Raw genomic sequence first — 20052 nt, 5'->3', positions numbered from 1 at the left:
ACTGAAGGTGTTTGCATTACCACACGTACCGACTGGAACGGAGGACATGCCATGCCTGCGTATGCATTTGCCAACATTGCCGTCAGCCCCCGCCGCTGGCTTGGCCTGTTCGTCGTTCTGCTGTGCCTGGCTGCCGTGCCGTTTGCCACCGCCGCCTCCCAGGACGACGAGCGGCCGGTGCTTTCCAAGGCCGATATTGCCGCATTTGTCCTTGAGACTGCGTCGGAAGAGGGGGCTGCTGCCCGGCAGGCGGTCACTGCTGACGGCGTTACCATCATCACACTGGCCAATGGCACCGAGCTCAGGATCGCACCGGCCGGTTCAAGCGAAGCCTTGGCCGCCTCCTGCGGCAAGGATCACTTCTGCCTGTGGACGGGCAAGCGCTACAAGGGCGACAAGGTCACGTTTACCCAGTTGGGGCCGACCATTTGCTGGATGCTGCGCAAGGGTCACGTCCTGCCCGTGAAATCGCTGATCGCGGGCAGTCAGCGGGGCGCCACGCTGTGGACCCGGCGGCACTGCAAGGGCACGGCTTCGCCAACCTATGCGCCCGGCGCCAGGGTGCCCGACACCGGCTACAAAAAAGGCTTCCAGATGCGGTCGATACGCTGAACTCCACCACGCCCGCCTGGTCTTATTGGAAGGGTGATCGCGCCAGCGAGGCGAACGCCATGCAGATGAAAATCTTTCCTTGCGATGGCCGGTGGACGGTGCGCGCTCTGGCGGAGGAGGCAGGCATGCCATCACGATTACTGCAAGTCATTGCACTGACTCTGGCCGCTCTGGGCCTCGCGCCAGGTGCCACGCATCTGCTGGAGCTGCCCGTCAAGCTCGGCTATCCGCCTGCCCTGTATGCGCAGGTAACGAGCACCTTGTATGCCCTGTTTGGTCCGGTAGGGGGAGTCGTGCAAATGGCCGCCATGGCGGCCGTTGCCGTGCTGGCTTTTCGCTGCAGGCGCCTGCCCCAGGGCCGCCTGCTGGCCGCGTCGGCAGCCGCACTGCTTGCCTCCTTGCTGCTGTGGGCTTTCCTTGTCGCCCCTGTCAATGCGGAATGGGGGAGTAGCACCGACGTGAGCCAGGCAGAGTTCGCCGCAGCCTATGCGCGCCTGCGTGGGCGCTGGGAGTATGGCCACGTGGCGGCCTTCATTGCCTGGCTTGCGGGCTGGCTGGGCATGGCCGCCGCGTTCACCATGCATCCTCCTGTGGGCGCTGGCGTTCGCGTGTCGCCCTGATGCCGGCAGGGCAGCAGGGCCGGGTCCCGCTTCCTGCTTTGACGTTGATTGTTACTTGCTGCGCGCGAGGGGCGCCGCTTCGCAGCGGCCCCGCGTCATAGGGAAGTCTATGGTGGTGAGCTTGCCCTTCAAGGTGCCGGTAATGCTGGCATGCAAAATGCGTTCGCTGTCATGGCGGTAGATGATGCGGCTGGGGAAGTCATTGTCCAGGTTGGCGAAGATGAATTCATTCGGCTTGTCCTGGCGCAGCAGGTTGAAGATCACGGGCGGCTGGCCCGACGGCTGCACGATGTAGGCCAGCTGGCCCGGGTCGGTGAGGCGAATCTGCACGAATTCAAAGGCCGTCGTCTTGCCGCCCTTGACGGTGCGGCTGGTGCCGAGGAGGGTGCCGCCAGCGGCCGTGCTCCATTGTTCGCCGGAGCCGGGCTCGGCGCCGTCGACGTTCCAGCAGCCGGCCAGCCAGGCCAGCTTGTCCACGGTTTCCGGCGGCGGCACGGCCTTGTCGGCGGCTTGAGCGGCGCCCGTGGCCAGCAGCGCTGCCAGCAGGGTAGGGATGAGTCCTTGCATGCGGTCTCCTGTCGTCGAATCGTTCTGCGGTTCGGGGCGCTCCGGCAGTGTTCTGGCCCGATGCGGCCTGGCAAAGGCTATTCTTTTGGGGTAATGTGCGGCAAGACCACGGTCAGGGCCGTGCCGCCTTGCGGATTGGCTGCCAGGCTCAGGGTGCCTCCCAGGTAATGCACGCGCTCGCGCACGGCGCGCAGGCCGTGCTTGCTCATTTCGACGGGTTCGCTCGCTGGCAGCCCCACGCCGTCATCCTTGACGGTCATCATCAGCGCCTCGTCATTGTCGTCGATGATGATGTCCACCTGCGTGGCGTGGGCGTGCGCGGCGATGTTGCCGAGCGCTTCTTCCAGGGTGCGCAGCAGGGCCACGCCCACGTTGCGCGGGCAAATCAGTTCATCTTCTGGCAGGCTGCAGCGCACGGCGATCTTGTGCTGTTCGGCAAATTGCGCGGCCAGCTCGCCCAGCGCCACGTTCACGCCGAGAAACTCGAGCTTGTCGTTCCACAGCTTCATCTGCATCTGGCGGTTGGTTTCGATCACGTTCAGCAGCAATTGCTTCATCGTCGCCGCGCGGTCGAGCAAGGCCGCTTCCTGCGGCATCTTTTGCGTCAGCAGCGACAAGTGCATGGTCAGGGCCGTCAGCGAAGAACCGAGGCTGTCATGCAGCTGGCGCGACAGGGCGCGGCGTTCATTGTCCCAGCTGGTGTTGACATGACCGAGCAACTCGCTGAGATCGGCGGCGCGTTCCGCATCGGCCTGGGCCGTTTCCTTGTTCGGATCTGTTTGTGCGGACATAGCGCCCCGTGAATGGTGAAAGGTGAGGACCAAATTCAAGTTGTGGATCATACATGAGGATTTCATCGCGGGGCGCATGGATGGAAAATTTCTGTCTTTTCGGCAATTTTAATCTCCTTCCATCATTTTTATGTGATAGACAATATTATCGTTTGCGCCAGCAGCTACCGTTCCTGCCGTTACGTACGGCTGCGCACATACCGGGGCGCTCTACGCTGCCATAGTGGGGCTGTGCCTCCCCCATGCAGCACTGGCCCGCTTACCGAAACGAAAGGACATGCCATGAATATCGATACCATCGTCGACAAGGAATACCTCGACAAAAGCTTCCGCGACATCGTCAATGCGCCCATCAGCGCCCTGCGCGGCGTCAGCCCGAAGGACGCCAAGGCCTTGCAGCAAGCGTTTGGCGTGACCACCGTGCGCGAATTGTCCAACCTCAATTTCGTCAAATGGGCCAGCGCGCTGGCCATCCTGGCCGATGAAGAGGGCATGAGCGGCGAAGAGCGGGCCAAGGAAGAATTGCTCGACGACGCCGTGGAAATGACCTTCCCCGCCAGCGACCCGATCTCCGTCGATGCCGGCATCACGCGCATCGAAGTGCCGCCGGAAACCGTTGATGCGCAAACGGACCACCAGCATGCGGGCCAGCATGAAGTGACGGCTGGCAAGAAATAAAGCTTGCTGGACATAAAAAAACCGGCTGGCCGCGAGGCTTGCCGGTTTTGTTACGTGCCGCGCGGAAAGTAAGTTCAGGCGATCGACGGAATACTGCTTTTCTGCATGTTGACCTGCGACGCGATCACTTCGTGCGGCGTGCAGCAAAAGCGGTTCTTGCCGGCGCGCTTGGCTTCATACAGGGCCGTGTCGGCCGCACCCAGCAGGGATTCGACGGTGCTGGCGTCGTCCGGGTAGATGGCGATGCCGATGCTGGTCGACAGGCGCAGGGTCAGGTCGTTGATGAAATACGGTTCGGAAATGACTTCGATCAGCTTGGCCGCCGGTTCGCGCGCGTCGCCCTTGCCGGCCAGGTTGCCCAGCACGATGACGAATTCATCGCCGCCGATGCGCGCCACCGTGTCTTCCTTGCGCGACGCGCCCACCAGGCGTGCCGCCACCATTTTCAGGATGTCGTCACCATAGCCGTGACCGTAGCTGTCGTTGATGGCCTTGAAGCCGTCCAGGTCCAGGTACAGGATGGCCGATTTGCCGCGGCTGCGGGCCGATTGCTGCAAGGTATGCTCGATGCGGTCTTCCAGCAGGCGCCGGTTCGGCAAGCCCGTCAGCGGATCGTGCAGCGCCAGTTCCTGCTGCTGCTTGCTGTATTGCGCCAGTTCCTTGTACAGCAGGCGCACTTCCAGCATGTTGTGGATGCGTTTGTGCACTTCCATCAGGTCGAAAGGCTTGCTGATGAAGTCGCGCGCGCCCGCTTCCAGGGCGGCGATCTTGAAACTCGGTTGCGCCGTCAGGGCCAGCACGGGCAGGTAGCCGCCATGTTCGATTTCCTTCAAGCCTTTCATGACCTGGAAACCATTGAGTTCCGGCATTTGCAGATCCAGCAAGATCAGGTCGTAGCAATGCTCCCGGTGCAGGGGGCAGACCTGTGCCGGCCGCATGGTGGCCGTGACGTCGGTGTAGCCGGCATCGCGCAGGATTTCCAGCATCAGGTCAACATTGTCGGGGGAATCATCGACGACCAAAATTTTGGCTTTCAAAATCTCATCTTGGCTGGGCATGTAGGGTCTCGGTTATACGGTCTATGCAACACGGGCTTCTACCGCAGCCAGGGGCTGACGGCGCGGCTGGCGGCGGTCGGATGATAGTAGCGCCTTGCAACAAGATAGGGCGCACAACAGCGCATGAGCTCGCTTCTGTCGTCCTCGCCGGCCAAGGTCGCCGTCTCCAGCCTGCCGTGCAGGTGTGCTTCTGCATTTCAGTGTAGCAAACTTCAGCATAGTTGCTTGTAGGACAGTGCCGCGTCTGAAAGTAGGAAGGCTAACCCATGAAAATAGTCATTTTGTACTGCACTATGTATTTCTTTGCATCATCTTTTTAGGGCGGTGTTTTGCGCTCCGTGGCAGCGTGCGCAGCGGCCAGTTGCGCCACGGCCGTCACCAGCTCGGCCGGGTCGAGCGGTTTCGAGACCCAGGCCTGGAAGCCGCTGGCCAGCGCCCGCTGGCGATCCTGCGGTTGCGCGAACGCCGTCAGCGCCAGCGCGGGCAGCCGCGCCACATCGGGGGAAGCGTGTGCGCGCACTTGCGCCAGCAAGTCGAAACCGTCGGCGTCGGGCATGCCGATATCGCTGATCAGCACATCGGGGTGCACCTGGTCCAGCAGTTGCAGCGCTTGCGCCACGCTGCCGGCGCCGTGTACATCGGCGTTGTTGTCGCGCAGGATGCGTTCCGTCAGTTCACGCGCATCGGCTTCGTCATCGACCAGCAGCACCGTGACGCCGCGCAAGTCATGGCTGGCGGACGGGGCGTTGCCCGCCTGGCGCGCGGCAGCGGCCGGCGTCCCCAGCGGCAGACGCACGGTAAAGCTGGCGCCCTGCATGTCGCCGGCGCTGCTGACCGCGACCGTGCCGCCATGCTGCTCCACCAGGTGCTTGACGATCGCCAGTCCCAGCCCCAGGCCGCCGTGCCGGCGCGTGGTCGAGGCGTCGGCCTGGCGGAAGCGGTCGAATACGTGGGGCAGGAAGTCTTTCTTGATGCCGACGCCGTTGTCGGCCACCGTGATGGCCAGGCGCGATGCTTCGCGGCGCACGCCGATATCGACCCGGCCCCCTTGCGGCGTGAACTTCAGGGCATTCGACAGCAGGTTCCAGATCACTTGCTGAATACGGCTGGGGTCGCCCGTGATGTTGCCCGCGTCGCTGGCGATGCTGCTGTGGATGGCGATGTGCTTGGCGTCGGCCGCCGGGCGCAGGGTTTCGATGGCCGAGGCGATGATGCTGGCGGGCGCGAGGGTTTGCAGGTCGAGCAATACCTTGTCGGAGGTGATGCGGCTCATGTCGAGCAAGTCTTCGATCAGCTGCGCCTGTGCGCGCGCATTGCGCTCGATGCTTTGCAGGCCGCGGTGCAGGTCGGCCTGGTCGCGCGTGCCGCGCCGCAGCACCTGAGCCCAGCCGAGGATGGCCGACAACGGCGTGCGCAGTTCATGCGACAGGGTGGCGAGAAAATCGTCTTTCAACTGGTTCGTGCGCTCGGCCTCGGCGCGCGCCTCGCGTTCGCTGTCGAGCAGCACCTTGCGCTCTTCGGCGGCGCGCGTGGCAGCCGCGTACAGGCGCGTATTGTCGAGCGCGACGGCGGCCTGGGCCGCGATGGCCGAGACGATGCGTTCGCTGCGCGCACTGAACATGCCCGCCTGCGGATGGCCCAGCAGCAAGCGTCCCAGCATCAGGCCCGAGCGCGAGCTGACGGGCAGGCTCAGGCAACTGCGCAGCGGCGGTGCGCCGTCGGCGCTGGTGTCGGGCGCGGCCAGCAAGTCGTTCTGGCGCATGGGAGGGCCCTGGCGCAGTTCCGTGGCGATGGCCTCGGCCTGGCACAGACTGATGCCGTTGACGGCGCGCGCCGACGGCAGGTGGGCGGCGCCGTCGTGGATCTCGCCCGCATCGTCATAATAAAAGGCGCCGAAGCGCGCGCCGCTGATGCGCGTGGCGGCATCCACGGTTTCCTGCAGCAAGGCCGGCAAGTCCAGGGTGCCGGCCAGGGCCGCGCCCGTATTGTTGAGCAACTCGAGCACGCGCGTTTCATCGCGCAAGGCTTCCTGCGCGCGCTTGACCTGGTCGACGTCGGTGCTCGTGCCGAACCAGCGCAGCAACTGGCCACCGCGGTCGCGCACGGGATTGGCGCGCGTCAGGAACCAGCGGTACTGGCCGTCGGCGCCGCGGATGGGGAATTCCATTTCAAAGGGCGTGCCATCGCGCAAGGCGGCCTTCCACGCATGCAGCATGGGCGGCAAATGCTGCGCGTCATAGGCGATGCTCCAGCCATCGCCCGCCATCTGTTCGGCGCTGGTGCCCGTGTAGTCGTGCCAGCGCTGGTTGTACCAGGCAATGGTGCCGTCGAAGCTGGCGATCCAGGCCAGTTGCGGGATGGAATTGGCCAGCGCGCGCAAGTCTTCCTCGCTGTGGCGCAAGCTTTCCTCGGTCGCCTTGCGCTGGCTGATGTCCTGGATGTACGTGGTCAAGCCGTCGCTGGAAGGGAAGATGCGCACTTCCAGCCAGCGCCCCAGCGGCGGATACAGCAGTTCGAAACTGCAGCTGTGCTGCTGCGCCATGGCGCGCCGGTACTGCGTTTCCAGTTCCGTGCCCTGCAAGGCGGGACAGGCTTGCCACAAATTGTTGCCTGCCAGGCTGGCGCCAGGCGGACGCTGCGGTACAAGCATGTCGGCGCCGCGCGTATTGATATAACGGATGGTCCAGTCGCGGTCGAGCAGGCAGAAGCCGTCGGTGATGCTTTCCAGCAAGTTGGCCAGGCGCTCGTCCGATAGGCTCAGCGGCGCTGATGGAGGCAGCAGATCTTGCGTGCGGTCAGGCTTGGCCATCGGAAATCCTGCAACAGTGAGTCTGCCGCACGGGCTCTTGCCCCACCGGGTCGCCGCCGCTCAGCTCAGTTAAATGGGTCATGAAGGTCTATGCCCGCCGTGATGAATGAGGGGAGGCACAAGCGCCCCTGTCTGGCTGGTATTGTAGCCCCAAGCGGCGCGGCGCCTCCGCACGCTTGCGCGCCACTTGCAGATAGCACTGGACAGGCTGGGAAGCAGTCCCTATAATCCCGCTTCTTTCGAGACAGCAACTTCTCGATTCGCTGGAGGCTCCTGTGAAAGCAGAAGTGTCCATCGATAAAAAGGCGTGTGCTTTTTGGCAGTGAAAAGGTAGTCGATCTTGCGGGGCGGTATTGCAGCAAAATCAGCTAAGCGATTGAAAAATCGAACTTTTCAAAGCGAAATGAATACGCTATAATGTTTGCCTGCGCGGCTGTAGCTCAGCTGGATAGAGTACTTGGCTACGAACCAAGGGGTCGTGGGTTCAATTCCTGCCAGCCGCACCAGAATACTGAAAATCAGACTTTGCCTGGTTTTGTTGTACCAAGTTTCACCTCCATGTTGTTGATGGAATGTTGTAGAAGTTTTGCGGCTGTAGCTCAGCTGGATAGAGTACTTGGCTACGAACCAAGGGGTCGTGGGTTCAATTCCTGCCAGCCGCACCAGTATTGCCAAGATGGAGTTCGCTTCGTCTTGATGAAAGTTTCAAGCTTCGCGCCGTCCGGCGAAGTGTGTCAGAGTTTGCGGCTGTAGCTCAGCTGGATAGAGTACTTGGCTACGAACCAAGGGGTCGTGGGTTCAATTCCTGCCAGCCGCACCAGTATCAGCAGTAAAGAAAAACCCGGAAAGTTCGCTTTCCGGGTTTTTTGCATTTCCGCCCGCGTCGCGCTTATGGCACGACATTGACCAGGTTGGACAGGCTCAGGATTTTACCCAGTGTCGCGCTATTCGCGCTGTGGCTGGGGTCCCTGTTAAGCGACAGGAATTTCCCTTCGTAATTCGAAATGCTGAGCGCTCCCGACATCATGCCGCCCGTCGTCAGCAAGGTTCCCAGCACCGTCGTGTACTTGCCCGCATTGCCCGGCACGCCGCCACCGACGAAGCTGCCTTCGTAAATGCTGCTGCTGATGATGGTATTGCTGTAGGTATTTGCTTTCAGGTTGATGCCATATTGCACCTGTTCGAAACGGGGCGCGATGATCGTGTTGTGGCTGAAATGGTCGACATCGATGCCGTTGAGCAGGCTTTCGAAGCCGATGTTGTAGAACTTGTTGCCGTTGAAGTAATCCGTCTGGTTCGGGCCTTTCTCGGCCCGCAAGCCCGTTTCGCCAGCGATGCGGCCACCTGTGAACGTGTTTTCATTGACCCAGTTCTTGCTGCCCGTGCTTTCCGTCGTCAGGTAGATGCCCACCGCGTTCTGGTACAGATAATTGAATTGCACCTTGTTGTACTGGGACCCCTTGGCGCTGCCATCGCCTGTAACCTTGATGCCATTTCTGAATCCCTCGATCCAGCGTGCATTCAGATTGGTATTGCTGGCATTGAGCAAGGTGACGCCCGAGCCGCTGTAGCTGCTGTAATCGGGCGTGGCGCTGGTCCAGCTCAGGCCGACGATTTTTTCCAGGTACACATCGTGCGTGTTCTCAACGATGAGGCCGTCGCCTGGCCCGAAAAACAGGGTGCCCAGCGACGTCAAGCGGATGCGCTTGTTTGCGGGCAGTCGCAGCGCGCCCTGGAATTTGTACTCGCCGGCATCGATCACCAGTTCCTGGCCGGATTTCAGCTGGCCGATGGCGGCGGTGACGGCCGGGGTATTGTTGTTCGATGCTTCCGACAGGCCGAACCATTTCGCGTGCAAGGCGCCGCTGTAGGCGCGCTTGTAGAGTTTGTTGCCGCTGAGAATAGCCGTGGCGCCGTCGGCATCGGTGGCGGAACCGGTGCCGGACAGGTAAAACAAGCCTTCGCGGCCCGTATCCGAGATGAACACCACGGGCGGCGGCGCCGCATCGCCTTGCAAGGCGCTGATGCTCATCATGGTCTGGGCCTGCACGGCTGGCGTCGCAAAGATTGCGGCGAAGGCGCATGCCGTTGCGAATGTGGAGACGGTAAAGGTAGGGCGCATTATTTCCTCTGCTTTAATGGATGGGGCGGCTGGAGACTGTTTGATTATCTTAAATAGAATACTATTAAATAACAGTGTTATATTTAGATGCTTAAAAAATATTTTCCGTATGCCAGCCAGTCGGTGCAGGTCGCGCGCGCTGTCGCGGCGCCTGGGTGGCGCTATCTCAATGGGTATCTCAGTTGTTATATCAATTGTGAAATATCGCGGCGGCGCCCTTTGCCATTCTGCAAAGCCCTGCTATAATCTTGTCTTAGGCGGCTGTAGCTCAGCTGGATAGAGTACTTGGCTACGAACCAAGGGGTCGTGGGTTCAATTCCTGCCAGCCGCACCAGAATATTGGGGGTCAGATTGTAAAATCTGATCCCCTTTTTCGTTTCCGAATGGATTTACGCTGTGCCTGTGGCGCCGCGCCGGTATTGCAGGCGAAACGCGCGCGGCGTGACGTGCCTGGCGGCGCGGAACTGGCGGTTGAAATGCGCGAGATTGCGGTAGCCCGCCTCTTGCGCGATGACGGCGATGGCAAGATTGCTTTCGATTAGCTGTTGGCAGGCGCGGCCGATGCGCAGCCGCGCCAGGTACTCGCCCGGCGTGCAATGCGCGTGGCGCTTGAAACAGCGATGAAACGCGCCCAGCGACAGGGCCGCCCGCCGCGCCAGCGTTTCCAGCGCAATCTCTTCCCGGAAATGCGCGTGCATGTAGTCCAGCACGATAGCCATGCGCTGTTGCTGCCCATCGGCATGCACCGGCGCCAGCGCTTCCGACGCCAGCGGCTGCGCACTGCCATCGCCGGCCAGGTCCAGCAGTACGTCGAGCAGCAGCGGCAGGCGCTGCGGCACGGGCAGTTCATTGAGTTGCAGCAACCTGGCCGCGCTGCGGGCGCTCGTTGCCGGCGAAAAATGCAGGGCGGGGCCGGCGCGGCGCGCCAGTTGCCGCAAGCTGTGCAATTCCGGAAAGCAGGCCGCCAGCTGCTCCACCCATTCCAGCGAAAACCACACGACGACGGCCAGCATCGGTTGCGTGCTGTCGATGCGCTCGCTGGCCGACCACGTGTGCGGCAGATTCGGCCCCAGCAGCACCAGGTCGCCCGGTTCGAAGTCGCCCAGGTGGTCGCCGATGTAGCGTTGCCCCCGCGCATTGACCGTCAGGGTCAGCTCGAATTGCGGGTGGTAGTGCCAGAGGAAGGGAATCGCCTCGAGTTCGCGCCACAGCAAGCCCCAGGAGTGGCCAGTCGGGATCGTGACTTGTTCGAATAAAGGCGTCATTGTGACGTTTTGAGGTGGTGGATAGTCAGGATAGTATCAGTATTGGTTGCTGCGCACGCATTTTACGCGGCAATGTCGCAGCACAATCTGTCTCACACCAACACAGGAGACAGCGATGCAAGAAGACCGATACCAATACGGCGAAGACCGTCCCGGCAACCCGTCCGTGGCCTATACGGAACAAACCCAGTTGCGCGACATCCAGAAACAGCTGCCCCTGCGCGTGCTGTCCGACAGCGACTTTTTGCACTGGCAAACCTACGGTTACGTCATCGTCAAGGATGCCGTGTCGCCGGAACAGGTGCGCCGCACAACCGATTTCCTGTGGGAATTTCAAGGACTCGACCAGAACGACGCCGCCACCTGGAACCAGGACCAGTTGCGCGACCATGCGATGAAAGAACTCAACGGTTCCGGCATGGTCGAGGCCTACCACAACCAGACCCTGTGGGATAACCGCCAGACTCAGCGCGTGTATGACGCCTTTGTCGACATCTGGGACCGTCAGGATTTGTGGGTGACCATCGACCGCGCCAACCTGAACACGCCGAACAATGGCAAGCGCAAGTTTGGCGGCTTCATCCACTGGGATGCCGATACCACGCTCGACCCGCTGCCCGTCAACGTGCAAGGCGTGCTGGCCCTGTCCGATACGTCGCCCGAGAGCGGCGGTTTTCAATGCTATCCGCAACTGTTCAACAACTTGCTGGCGTGGCGCAAGACGGTGCCGCTGGACCGCAACCCGTGGCAGCCGGACCTGGCGACGGTGCCGTACCCGATGGAATTCATCGCCATGAAGAAAGGGGAGTTGTTGATCTTCAACAGCTTGCTGGCGCACGGCATCCGCCCGAACACGTCGACGGACCAGGTGCGCCTGGCGCAATATATTTCCTTCACGCCCGCCCAGGAAGATAATCAATCCCTGCGCGACTGGCGCGTGCAAAGCTGGCGCGAGCGCAGCGCGCCGCAAGGCTATGCCTTTCCCGGCGACCCCGAGGAAAAGGAAAAGCTGCGCTATCCGCAGGCGCAGTTGACTGAACTGGGCGAGAAAATCCTCGGCGCGCGCGCTTGGTAAGTGTGGCGGCATTGCCTGCCGGATAGACAATTGCAGGCAAATGCACGATCATGGTTCGACTTGCCATCGACCGAGGAAACGCATGAGTATCATCACCTGCATCGAAGACTTGCGCGTGCTGGCCCAGAAACGGGTGCCGCGCATGTTTTACGACTACGCCGATTCCGGCTCCTGGACGGAATCGACGTACCGCGCCAACAACAGCGATTTCGCCAAGATCAAATTCCGCCAGCGCGTGGCCGTCAACCTGGAAAACCGCAGCCTGGCCTCGACCATGGTGGGCCAGCACGTGTCGATGCCGGTGGCCCTGTCGCCCACGGGTTTGACGGGCATGCAGCATGCCGATGGCGAAATCCTCGCGGCCCAGGCGGCCGAGCGCTTCGGCGTGCCGTTCACCCTGTCGACGATGAGCATTTGCTCGATCGAGGACGTGGCGGCGAACACGACGAAACCGTTCTGGTTCCAGCTGTATGTGATGAAGGATCGCGAATTCATCAACCGCCTGATCGACCGCGCCAAGGCGGCGAAATGCGGCGCGTTGGTGTTGACCCTGGACTTGCAGGTGCTGGGCCAGCGCCACAAGGACTTGCGCAACGGCCTGTCGGCGCCGCCGAAATTGACGATTCCCAATATCCTCAACATGGCCACCAAGCCGCGCTGGGTGGCGGGCATGCTGGGCACGAAACGGCGTGGCTTCGGCAACATCGTCGGCCACGCCACGTCCGTGTCCGACATGTCGTCGCTGTCGGCCTGGACGCAGCAGCAGTTCGACCTGAGCTTGTCGTGGGCCGACGTGGAATGGATCAAGCAGCGCTGGGGCGGAAAACTGATCATCAAGGGCATCATGGATCCGGAAGACGCGCGCCTGGCCGTGGAAAGCGGCGCCGATGCGCTGATCGTTTCGAACCACGGCGGGCGCCAGCTCGACGGCGCGCAATCGTCGATCGAAGCCTTGCCGGCCATCGTCGACGCCGTCGGCAGCCAGATCGAAGTGCACATGGACGGCGGCATCCGCTCGGGCCAGGACGTGATCAAGGCCGTGGCGCTGGGCGCGAAAGGCGTGTACATCGGCCGCCCGTTTTTATACGGCCTGGGCGCCATGGGCGGGCCGGGCGTCACCAAATGCCTGGACATCATCCGCAACGAGCTGGACTTGACGATGGCCTTTTGCGGCTTGCGCGACTTGCAGCAGGTGGATAAAAAGATCCTGCTGCCGGGGACGTTTTAAGCGGCAATCCGCACGATATCAAAACCTTCCGAAGAGTCGGGCGGCACGAAGTGGCGCGTGATGGCGTCAAAATCAGCGTCGCTCGTCGAGAACGGGTGTAGCCCGCCGGCATTACGCTGGCGCAGGCGCGCCTTGCATTCCTCGTCCGGCACGTCCAGGTAATGCAGCATGTGCGGCGTGCCCGCCTGCTGGAACAGTTCGCGCATCCAGGCGCGGCTGGCCAACGTATTCGCGGGAAAATCAAGCACGACGGACACGCCCGCCCGCAGCATCTGCAGGGCCAACGGGGCGATGGCCGCGCGCAGCCGCGCGGCGCAGGCCACGTAGTCGGCCAGGCTGGCGATCTGGCCCGGATACAGCTGCGCCAGCAAGCTGTCTTCGCTGATGCGCACGGTGTGCGGCGCCTCCGCAAGGCGGGCGGTCAGGGTGGATTTTCCGGACGCGATCTTGCCGCACACGAGGTGCAGGGTAGGGGAAGCGTTGGTGCTGGAAGTTGGGAACATGGTCGCTCGCTATCAAGAGAAATGAAGCCTGCGAGACGGTTTGACCAGTGACTGCAAATCAAAGCCGCCTCCCGGGCGGCTTTGGCAATCTCACTTCTGCCAAGCCACCATGGTTGGAATGGCGGCAATAATGGACGGGAAAGTGGTGGTCGATTGCATGGTGCAACGATGCCATGGAATGGCTGGCGCTGTCAAATGCCGATGCGCGTCCATGCTTCGCGGAACGTGGCCGCATCGAGCGGCCGCGCATGCGGGTCGCCGGGCTGGAACAGGCCACCGATCAGCATATCCTGGATGGCGCCCGTGAAACCGCCATACGCGGCGCGGCCCCACTGGCGTTGCGTGTGGGCGAAGACGACGGCGTCTTGCCGCGCGGCCAGTTGCGCCAGGGATAGGCGCAGGACGGCGGCCGCATCCGGTCCCATATCCGTGGCGATGGCGCACACCAGGCGCTGGCTGAACTGCAATGTCTTGCCCGCCCGGCCCAGCAGCGATTCATTGGCCAGGGCGAGGAACAGATCGGGCGCCTGGTCGTCTTTTTCGCAGGTCGTCCACGATGGCGCCCAGCCTTCCAGGCTCATGAAGCGCGCTTCCGTCGTGTCCGGCGTGTGCGTCCACCTGGCGTGCGATTTGCCGTCCCAGCCCAGGCGGCCAAAGGCAATCGGTTTGCCCTTGGGATTGTATTGATGGCTGCGTACGCCGGTCTTGCCCCGCGCCTGCGCGATCAGACCATCGAGGCTGGCGGCAAACGGCGTCCATTGTTCCACATCCCAGAGCGGCGCTGCATCGGGCGCGGCCAGCAGCAGGAAGACCTCGTAGTCACGTGAAAAAAACGCCATGCAGATTGCCTATGGTTGCAACAAGGCCGCCCGCTGGCTGGGGCGCAGCAGGTAGACCCCGTACAGGCACAAGGGCAGCACGGCCAGCAGGGCGATAGTCGGCAGGATCGACGCGCCGCCTTCGGCCGGGTTGGGCAAGGTGGCCGTCACCAGCGCGTAGTCCCACAGTCCATGCACGAGCACCATCGGCCATATCGAACGGGTGCGCAGGCGGATGGCCGCATAGCCGACGCCCTGCAAGGTGGCGGCCACGGCTTGCCACAAGGCGCCGCTGACGTCGCCCGTGGCCAGACCGTTGGCCGTATGGGCCAGGCCGAACAGCGCCGAGGACATCAGGACGGCGGGCCAGACGGCGTAGCGGTCCAGCATGCCCTGCAGCAAGATGGCGCGAAACATCAGTTCTTCCGAGATGGCCACCAGCGCCGCATTGCCAGCGACGATCAGCAGCACGCGCGGCTGCGGCCAGCCGCCGGCCCAGGCCAGCAACAGCATCAGCAGCGCATACAGCAGGGGCGGCGAGACGAGCCACACTGTTTTCCATGGCTGCGGCGCGCACAGGCCTGCTGCGCGGGGCCGGCTTGACGCCAGCAGCAGCGCCAGCGCGAACAGGGCGGCCAGCGCCCACGACAGGCCGATACGGCCGGTGACGGCGGCGCCCGGCAAGGCGTAGCCGACCGCTTCCAGCCAGCGGCCGCCCATGCTCAAGCCCAGCCAGACGGCCAGTGCGATGATGGCGACCGGCAAGGTGATGGCGATTCTTTTCCTGGACAAGATTGGCCTCATGCTACGGTTTCGCCGCTGCTGACGCGGTTGCGGCCCGTGTTTTTCGACTGGTACAGCAAGGCATCGGCCTCGCGTATCAGCTCGCTGCTGTCCGTGGGGCGGTCTTGGCCCGGCTGCAGCGTGGCCACGCCCAGGCTGACGGTCACGACACCGTTCGCGCTGGCCGCGTGGGGGATCTGCAGCGCTTCCACGGCTGCCCGGATGGCCTGCGCGACTTCCAGCGCGCCCGCCGCGCCGGTGCCAGGCATGATGACGGCGAACTCTTCGCCGCCGTAGCGGGCCGCCAGGTCTTCGGCCCGGCCGACGCTGCGCGCCACGGCGCCAGAAACCGCCTGCAGGCACGCGTCGCCCGCCACGTGGCCATATTGATCGTTGAATTTCTTGAAGAAATCCACGTCGAGCATGATCAGCGATACCGCGTGCCCGCTGCGCTGGGCGCGCTTGAGTTCATGCGCCAGGGTCTCGTCGAAACAGCGGCGGTTGGCCAGCCCCGTCAAGCCGTCCTGCGCCGCCCGCGCGGCCAGGTCGGCGTTGGCGTGCCGCAGCTCCGTCGTGGCCACGCGCAGGCTCGCTTCGATACGGTCGCGTACGGCAATTTGCCGCATCAGCTTGCGGAACAGGTAGACCAGCGCCGCGCCTGCCGCCAGCGACGCCAGCACGATTTGCATGCTCAAGCGCTGCCACTCGGCGAAGATGTCTTCCTTCGACAAGCCTGCCGCCACGATGACGGGAAAGCGTTCCAGGTGGCGATAGCTGTACAGCCGCTCGATTTCGTCCACCTTTGCCGTCATCATGGCCGTGCCCACGGGCCCTTTTTCGCGGTAGGCGCGCAAGAGTGCGCCCGACGAAATATCCATGCCGATGACATTGGGCTGGAACGGCCGGCGGTAGATCAAGGTGCCGTCGTCGAGGGCAAAGAACGCCGTGCCCGTCTTGCCAAGGTTGAGGCTATCGTAGATGCGTTCGAAGGAGGCCAGCCCCAGGGTGACCAGCACCACGCCGGCAAAGGAACCGTCCGCCGATTCCACCCGGCGCGACACGGGCAAGACCCATTGTCCGCTCGATTTGCTGCGCACGGGCGCGCTGATGCGGCTGCCCAGCTGCGCATGCGTCTGGTGATACGTAAAGTAATCGCGGTCCGCGTTGTTGCCGTCCTGCCCGGCGCCGGACGAGCTGGCCAGCCAATCTCCGCGGCTGTCGAAAATGAAGACGCCGGCAATTTCCACGATATTTTTCGATAGCTGCTGCAGATGCGATTGCAACCGCTCGCCGGTCGCGTCATTATTGCCTTCGTTGCGGATGTGCTCGCTAATATCTTCCAGCATCGCATCGGCAATTTCCAGTTCCATGTACGCTTGCGTCGCCAGGCCGCGCGCCATGTTTTCCGTTGCCGTGCTGGCCTCGCGCAGGCGGACCGCATGCGAAGACCAGACGATCCAGATGGTCATGCCTAGCAGCATGGCGCACATGCAAAAGAAGGCGATGCTGGCCCAGACGACCACCGGCCGTTTGTGCTTGCTCAAGACCTCGGGCTGCGCCGCGATGGCGTCGGTACGTGCTGCGTCCTTTACTGCGTGCATAGGCGAATCATGAAGTTGCATCAATGATATGGTCGAAAATATTGCCATAGTACATTAAAAGCACTGCCACAAAATTGCCACATCGTTATAGTTGCATGGAATAATAAGCATCACCCCTTTTGAACCCTGGATTGGAGTTGCATGGCCTACACGAAAACCCTCACCACTGAACGCCTGATCCTGCGCAAGCCGCAGCCATCGGATGAGGCGGCCCTGTTCGCCGTGCATGCCGATCCTGAAGTGATGCGCTATTTCAGCGAACCACCGTGGACGGATGTCGGCCGCGCCGCGCGCCAGATCGCCGAGGACAGCGCCGCTTTCGAGAAAGAGGAATTCTTCCGTTTCGCCGTCGAGCTGAAGGCGACGGGCGAATACCTGGGCAGCTGCAGCCTGTTTTCCGAGCACCGCCAGAACCGCCGCGCCGAGATCGGCTACGCGCTGGGCCGTCCGTACTGGGGCAAAGGCTATATGCACGAAGCGCTGTCGGCGCTGATCGAGTACGCGTTCATCGAGCGCGACCTGAACCGGCTGGAAGCCGATATCGACCCGCTCAACGCCGGCTCGGCCAACGCGCTCGAACGCCAGGGTTTCAACAAGGAAGGTTTTTTGCCTGAACGCTGGATCGTCGGCGGCCACGTCAGCGACTCGGCCCTGTATGGCTTGCTGCGGCGTACATGGGAAGCACGGCGCAAGGGCGCCGCGTGAGCCAGCAAGTCGAAGCGCTCGAGCGCTGGCTGGGCTACGCCTTGCCGGCGCACTACCGGCGCTTTCTCGGCGACTGGCAAGAGGGGATGCGCGGCGAGCAGGTATTGCTGTATGGCGTGGAAAGCTTGCGGGAACGCAATGAAACGTATGAGACGCAGCAATTTTGCCCCGGCTACATGACCATCGGCGACGACAGCGGCGGGCGCGCTGTCATGCTGGCGCTCGATGGCGGCGAGCGCGCTGTCTACCTGGTGGGGCATGGCTCGATGCAGCGCGACGATTTCGAACTGGCCGCCGATGATTTCGCATCCTGGCTGGCCGCCGATTGCCCGCTCGCCTGAGGAGGATGCAAAGCAATGAAAGTTGTTGATTTACCCGTTTCCGGCCATCCCCTGGTGACCTTGCGCCACCTGGAACGACGCGACGCGCTCGCCTGGTATGCCTACCTGGCCGACCCTGCTGTCGTGGAACACACGAGCTGGAACTTGCGTTGCGTCGACGATCTGCAGGCCAATTTCGATGATTACGCATCGGCCGAAGCGTCTTCCTCCATCCGCCTGGCCGTCGTGCTGCGCGAGGGTGGCCGGCTGGTGGGCACGATCGGTTTCAATGCCATTTCCCCGCAGCATCGCACGGCCGAAATCGCCTATGACCTGGCGCCCGCCGTCTGGGGACAGGGCGTGGCCGCGTCCATCGCCGCGACCGTCGTGGAGTGGGGCTTTCAGCGCCTTGGCTTCCTGCGCATCCAGGCGACTGTGCTCGATAGCAATGAACGTTCGATCCGCGTGCTGGAACGCTGCGCTTTCGAGCGGGAAGGCTATCTGCGCTGCTACCGGCAAATTCGCGGAAGATCCGGCAATTTCTGGCTGTACGCGCGCATTGCCGGCGTGTGATGAATAAACTTTCCTTGAGCATACTGCTGGTGGAAGACCATCTGGCCATCGCGCGCCAGGTGCTCGACTTCCTCGACGGCCTGGGCTGGCAGACGGACCATGCGGGCACGGGCGCGCTGGCAGTGCAATTGGCCACGCGCAACAGCTATGACGTGGTGCTGCTGGACCTGAACCTGCCCGACATCGATGGCTTGCAAGTGTGCCGCGCCATCAAGGCGGGGGCGCCCAGCAATGTGCCGATTTTGATGCTGACGGCGCGCGATGCGTATGAAGACAAGGCGCGCGGATTTCGCGACGGCGCCGACGATTACCTGACCAAGCCGTTCGACTTGCGCGAAGTGGCCTTGCGCTGCGAAGCGCTGGCGCGCCGGCAGCAGCTGCATGTGCACCAGGAAATGCGCGTGGGCCCCTTCACCTTGCAGACGCGCGCAGGGCGCGCCTTGCTCGGCGACGTACCGCTGCCGCTGACGCAGACGGGTTTTAAAATCTTGCTGCTGCTGTGCCGCGAGCATCCGCACGCCGTGTCGCGCTCGGCCTTGCTGCAACAGCTATGGGGTAGCCAGCCGCCTGACAGCGACGCCCTGAAATCGCACATCTATGCGCTGCGCAAGCAATTGGAACTAGCTGGCGCGGCAGGCGCGCTGGTGACCATACCGCAGCTGGGCTACCGCCTTGTCTTCGATGCGGCGGCCAGCGATGGTTAAGTCAATCCGGCAGCGTCTGTTCGCTGCGCTGGCCGGCTTCGCCGTCCTGCTGTGCCTATGCTACACGGGCCTGGTGCTGGTGATCGCCTACGTGACGGAAGACATGCTGGTGCAGCGCCTGCTCGAACGCGAAGCGGCGGCCGTCAGCATGCGCTGGCAGCAGCACGGCAAGCTTACGCCGTCTGGCAGCGACCTCATCACGGTTTATGGCAGTTACCTTGACTTGCCTCAAGCGGTGCGTGCGCAAGTGCCGCCGTCTGCCCCGCGCGGCGAAGTGTTTACCACGACGGGCCAGCATTATCACGTGCTGGCGCTGGACCTCGTTGCCGCTGGCCAGCCCCGGCGCAGCTATCTGCTGGCCGACGTGGCGCCCGTGCTGGTCGTGTCGCGCCTGACGCGGGAAGTGGGTGGTGTCGTCGCTGGCGTGGCCTTGGCGCTGATCGCCCTGGCCTTGCTGCTGGCGTACTGGCTGGCGCGGCGCCTGGTGCTGCCCTTGCAGCGCCTGGCCCAGGAAGCGCGCCAACTGGCGCCCGGCAGCGCCGTCCATTTCAGCGAGCGCGACCGCCCCGACGAGATCGGTTTCCTGGCGCGCCGCCTGGAAACCACCTTTGCCGAACTGCAGGCGGTGTTGCAGCGCGAACAGGCATTCACCCGCGACGTCAGCCATGAATTGCGCACGCCGCTGACCTTGATGCACAACACCCTGGCGCTGGCCAAGGCGCAGCCCCTGGGCGGGCAGGAGCAGGCGCAGCTGCGGCAATCCACGGACGAAATGCGCGCCACCATCGACGTGCTGTTCGCGCTGGCACGGGCGGAACAGTTGCCGGGCGTAGCGGTGGAATTGCGCGGCTGCATCGAGCAATGCCTGTTGCGCCTGCTCGACGACCATCCCTGGGATGCCAGCCTGCTGAGCCTGGACTTGCCCGAGCGGCTGGACGTGGTTGGCAACCCGCAACTGGTCATGTTGCTCATCAATAATTGCCTGGCGAATGCCCTGTTCCATGGCGGTCCAGATTGCCGCATCAGCATTGCGTTTGCGCAAGGTTGCCTCAGCATTGAGAATACCGTGTCGCCGGGACAGCCTCGGCGCATCCACGGTTTCGCGCATGGCCAGAACCTGCTGCTGCGCCTGGCACAAGCCATGCGCTGGGACATTGTTTTCCACCCCGGCGCGACGCGCTACCGTGTCGCCATCCATCCTGTTCAGGCGCAATAAAGTC

Annotated in this window: 20 protein-coding genes and 4 tRNA genes; 14 read left to right on the top strand and 10 right to left on the bottom strand. The window is 62.9% G+C overall.

Annotation, left to right across the window (positions count from 1 at the left end; all coding sequences use genetic code 11):
* Positions 1-51 precede the first annotated feature (51 nt).
* Positions 52-612 (top strand): peptidase inhibitor family I36 protein, encoded by a 561-nt coding sequence (locus tag KO539_RS00725; RefSeq protein ID WP_176388482.1) that lies wholly within the window; start codon positions 52-54, stop codon positions 610-612.
* Between the two features lie 125 nt (positions 613-737).
* Positions 738-1232 (top strand): hypothetical protein, encoded by a 495-nt coding sequence (locus KO539_RS00720; RefSeq protein WP_219306914.1) that lies wholly within the window; start codon positions 738-740, stop codon positions 1230-1232.
* Between the two features lie 51 nt (positions 1233-1283).
* On the opposite strand, the gene KO539_RS00715 is transcribed toward KO539_RS00720, so the two are convergent.
* Positions 1284-1799 (bottom strand): DUF6265 family protein, encoded by a 516-nt coding sequence (locus KO539_RS00715; RefSeq protein ID WP_176388484.1) that lies wholly within the window; start codon positions 1797-1799, stop codon positions 1284-1286.
* Positions 1800-1876: 77 nt separating this feature from the next.
* On the bottom strand, positions 1877-2590 hold the full coding sequence (locus tag KO539_RS00710) for a sensor histidine kinase (protein WP_219306913.1): 714 nt from the start codon (positions 2588-2590) through the stop codon (positions 1877-1879).
* Between the two features lie 282 nt (positions 2591-2872).
* Here KO539_RS00710 and KO539_RS00705 point away from each other — a divergent pair, with 282 nt between their 5' ends.
* Positions 2873-3268, top strand: a complete 396-nt coding sequence (locus KO539_RS00705; RefSeq protein ID WP_219306912.1) for a hypothetical protein — start codon at positions 2873-2875, stop codon at positions 3266-3268.
* 74 nt (positions 3269-3342) lie between these two features.
* On the opposite strand, the gene KO539_RS00700 is transcribed toward KO539_RS00705, so the two are convergent.
* Both KO539_RS00700 and KO539_RS00695 read right to left on the bottom strand, forming a co-directional pair.
* Positions 3343-4326: a diguanylate cyclase domain-containing protein gene (locus tag KO539_RS00700; protein ID WP_035820059.1), complete on the bottom strand. Its 984-nt coding sequence runs from the start codon at positions 4324-4326 to the stop codon at positions 3343-3345.
* Between the two features lie 316 nt (positions 4327-4642).
* The gene (locus tag KO539_RS00695) at positions 4643-7135 is read right to left on the bottom strand and encodes an ATP-binding protein (RefSeq protein ID WP_219306911.1); all 2493 of its coding nucleotides are present in this window, start codon (positions 7133-7135) and stop codon (positions 4643-4645) included.
* 429 nt (positions 7136-7564) lie between these two features.
* Between KO539_RS00695 and KO539_RS00690 the strand changes: the two genes are divergently transcribed.
* The 3 genes from KO539_RS00690 to KO539_RS00680 all read left to right on the top strand — a co-directional run bounded on the left by KO539_RS00690 (position 7565) and on the right by KO539_RS00680 (position 7955).
* A tRNA-Arg gene (locus KO539_RS00690) sits at positions 7565-7641 on the top strand.
* A gap of 82 nt (positions 7642-7723) precedes the next feature.
* Positions 7724-7800: transfer RNA gene (locus KO539_RS00685), tRNA-Arg, on the top strand.
* Positions 7801-7878: 78 nt separating this feature from the next.
* A tRNA-Arg gene (locus KO539_RS00680) sits at positions 7879-7955 on the top strand.
* Between the two features lie 69 nt (positions 7956-8024).
* Here the strand turns inward: KO539_RS00680 and KO539_RS00675 are convergent.
* The gene (locus KO539_RS00675) at positions 8025-9170 is read right to left on the bottom strand and encodes a NosD domain-containing protein (protein WP_219306910.1); all 1146 of its coding nucleotides are present in this window, start codon (positions 9168-9170) and stop codon (positions 8025-8027) included.
* Positions 9171-9514: 344 nt separating this feature from the next.
* On the opposite strand from KO539_RS00675, the gene KO539_RS00670 reads away from it, so the two are divergent.
* Positions 9515-9591, top strand: a tRNA-Arg gene (locus tag KO539_RS00670).
* Positions 9592-9646: 55 nt separating this feature from the next.
* Here the strand turns inward: KO539_RS00670 and KO539_RS00665 are convergent.
* On the bottom strand, positions 9647-10522 hold the full coding sequence (locus tag KO539_RS00665; RefSeq protein ID WP_219306909.1) for an AraC family transcriptional regulator: 876 nt from the start codon (positions 10520-10522) through the stop codon (positions 9647-9649).
* Between the two features lie 115 nt (positions 10523-10637).
* On the opposite strand from KO539_RS00665, the gene KO539_RS00660 reads away from it, so the two are divergent.
* Entirely contained in the window at positions 10638-11597 is a 960-nt protein-coding gene (locus KO539_RS00660) for a phytanoyl-CoA dioxygenase family protein (protein ID WP_219306908.1), read from the top strand.
* A gap of 82 nt (positions 11598-11679) precedes the next feature.
* Positions 11680-12825: an alpha-hydroxy acid oxidase gene (locus KO539_RS00655; protein ID WP_176376047.1), complete on the top strand. Its 1146-nt coding sequence runs from the start codon at positions 11680-11682 to the stop codon at positions 12823-12825.
* Here the strand turns inward: KO539_RS00655 and KO539_RS00650 are convergent.
* The 4 genes from KO539_RS00650 to KO539_RS00635 form a co-directional block, all read right to left on the bottom strand.
* The gene (locus KO539_RS00650; protein WP_219306907.1) at positions 12822-13328 is read right to left on the bottom strand and encodes an ATP-binding protein; all 507 of its coding nucleotides are present in this window, start codon (positions 13326-13328) and stop codon (positions 12822-12824) included. The genes KO539_RS00655 and KO539_RS00650 overlap by 4 nt on opposite strands.
* A gap of 191 nt (positions 13329-13519) precedes the next feature.
* Positions 13520-14167 (bottom strand): hypothetical protein, encoded by a 648-nt coding sequence (locus KO539_RS00645; RefSeq protein WP_219306906.1) that lies wholly within the window; start codon positions 14165-14167, stop codon positions 13520-13522.
* Between the two features lie 9 nt (positions 14168-14176).
* Positions 14177-14938, bottom strand: coding sequence for a CPBP family intramembrane glutamic endopeptidase (locus tag KO539_RS00640; RefSeq protein WP_219306905.1), 762 nt, complete (start codon positions 14936-14938; stop codon positions 14177-14179).
* An 8-nt stretch (positions 14939-14946) separates the two neighbouring features.
* Positions 14947-16530, bottom strand: a complete 1584-nt coding sequence (locus KO539_RS00635) for a sensor domain-containing diguanylate cyclase (protein WP_219306904.1) — start codon at positions 16528-16530, stop codon at positions 14947-14949.
* Positions 16531-16671: 141 nt separating this feature from the next.
* On the opposite strand from KO539_RS00635, the gene KO539_RS00630 reads away from it, so the two are divergent.
* The 5 genes from KO539_RS00630 to KO539_RS00610 are packed head-to-tail and all read left to right on the top strand — an operon-like array spanning position 16672 to position 20048.
* Positions 16672-17235: a GNAT family N-acetyltransferase gene (locus KO539_RS00630; RefSeq protein WP_219306903.1), complete on the top strand. Its 564-nt coding sequence runs from the start codon at positions 16672-16674 to the stop codon at positions 17233-17235.
* On the top strand, positions 17232-17576 hold the full coding sequence (locus KO539_RS00625) for an SMI1/KNR4 family protein (RefSeq protein WP_219306902.1): 345 nt from the start codon (positions 17232-17234) through the stop codon (positions 17574-17576). Before KO539_RS00630 ends, KO539_RS00625 begins: the two co-directional genes overlap by 4 nt.
* A 15-nt stretch (positions 17577-17591) precedes the next feature.
* Entirely contained in the window at positions 17592-18128 is a 537-nt protein-coding gene (locus tag KO539_RS00620) for a GNAT family N-acetyltransferase (RefSeq protein WP_219306901.1), read from the top strand.
* Positions 18128-18832 carry a response regulator transcription factor gene (locus KO539_RS00615; protein ID WP_219306900.1) on the top strand — a complete coding sequence of 235 codons (705 nt, stop codon included), beginning with the start codon at positions 18128-18130 and terminating at the stop codon, positions 18830-18832. The genes KO539_RS00620 and KO539_RS00615 overlap by 1 nt, the downstream gene beginning before the upstream one ends.
* Positions 18825-20048 (top strand): HAMP domain-containing sensor histidine kinase, encoded by a 1224-nt coding sequence (locus tag KO539_RS00610; RefSeq protein WP_219306899.1) that lies wholly within the window; start codon positions 18825-18827, stop codon positions 20046-20048. Before KO539_RS00615 ends, KO539_RS00610 begins: the two co-directional genes overlap by 8 nt.
* The last annotated feature ends 4 nt before the right edge of the window (positions 20049-20052 follow it).

The organism is Janthinobacterium sp. NKUCC06_STL (assembly GCF_019345455.1).
GTDB classification, from domain to species: Bacteria; Pseudomonadota; Gammaproteobacteria; order Burkholderiales; family Burkholderiaceae_D; genus Janthinobacterium; species Janthinobacterium rivuli.
The sequence above is the reverse complement of the archived record's forward strand: the minus strand, read 5'-3'. Positions and strand labels throughout refer to the sequence as shown.

Excerpts from the sequence above, each read along its gene's own strand:
- KO539_RS00705 (WP_219306912.1), top strand. The coding sequence starts at position 2,873 with ATGAATATCGATACCATCGTCGACAAGGAATACCTCGACAAAAGCTTC.
- KO539_RS00610 (WP_219306899.1), top strand. The coding sequence starts at position 18,825 with ATGGTTAAGTCAATCCGGCAGCGTCTGTTCGCTGCGCTGGCCGGCTTC.
- KO539_RS00645 (WP_219306906.1), bottom strand. The coding sequence starts at position 14,167 with ATGGCGTTTTTTTCACGTGACTACGAGGTCTTCCTGCTGCTGGCCGCG.
- KO539_RS00715 (WP_176388484.1), bottom strand. The coding sequence starts at position 1,799 with ATGCAAGGACTCATCCCTACCCTGCTGGCAGCGCTGCTGGCCACGGGC.
- KO539_RS00630 (WP_219306903.1), top strand. The coding sequence starts at position 16,672 with ATGGCCTACACGAAAACCCTCACCACTGAACGCCTGATCCTGCGCAAG.
- KO539_RS00620 (WP_219306901.1), top strand. The coding sequence starts at position 17,592 with ATGAAAGTTGTTGATTTACCCGTTTCCGGCCATCCCCTGGTGACCTTG.
- KO539_RS00675 (WP_219306910.1), bottom strand. The coding sequence starts at position 9,170 with ATGATGAGCATCAGCGCCTTGCAAGGCGATGCGGCGCCGCCGCCCGTG.
- KO539_RS00700 (WP_035820059.1), bottom strand. The coding sequence starts at position 4,326 with ATGCCCAGCCAAGATGAGATTTTGAAAGCCAAAATTTTGGTCGTCGAT.
- KO539_RS00635 (WP_219306904.1), bottom strand. The coding sequence starts at position 16,530 with ATGCACGCAGTAAAGGACGCAGCACGTACCGACGCCATCGCGGCGCAG.
- KO539_RS00665 (WP_219306909.1), bottom strand. The coding sequence starts at position 10,522 with ATGACGCCTTTATTCGAACAAGTCACGATCCCGACTGGCCACTCCTGG.
- KO539_RS00720 (WP_219306914.1), top strand. The coding sequence starts at position 738 with ATGCCATCACGATTACTGCAAGTCATTGCACTGACTCTGGCCGCTCTG.
- KO539_RS00710 (WP_219306913.1), bottom strand. The coding sequence starts at position 2,590 with ATGTCCGCACAAACAGATCCGAACAAGGAAACGGCCCAGGCCGATGCG.
- KO539_RS00650 (WP_219306907.1), bottom strand. The coding sequence starts at position 13,328 with ATGTTCCCAACTTCCAGCACCAACGCTTCCCCTACCCTGCACCTCGTG.
- KO539_RS00660 (WP_219306908.1), top strand. The coding sequence starts at position 10,638 with ATGCAAGAAGACCGATACCAATACGGCGAAGACCGTCCCGGCAACCCG.
- KO539_RS00695 (WP_219306911.1), bottom strand. The coding sequence starts at position 7,135 with ATGGCCAAGCCTGACCGCACGCAAGATCTGCTGCCTCCATCAGCGCCG.
- KO539_RS00725 (WP_176388482.1), top strand. The coding sequence starts at position 52 with ATGCCTGCGTATGCATTTGCCAACATTGCCGTCAGCCCCCGCCGCTGG.
- KO539_RS00655 (WP_176376047.1), top strand. The coding sequence starts at position 11,680 with ATGAGTATCATCACCTGCATCGAAGACTTGCGCGTGCTGGCCCAGAAA.
- KO539_RS00615 (WP_219306900.1), top strand. The coding sequence starts at position 18,128 with ATGAATAAACTTTCCTTGAGCATACTGCTGGTGGAAGACCATCTGGCC.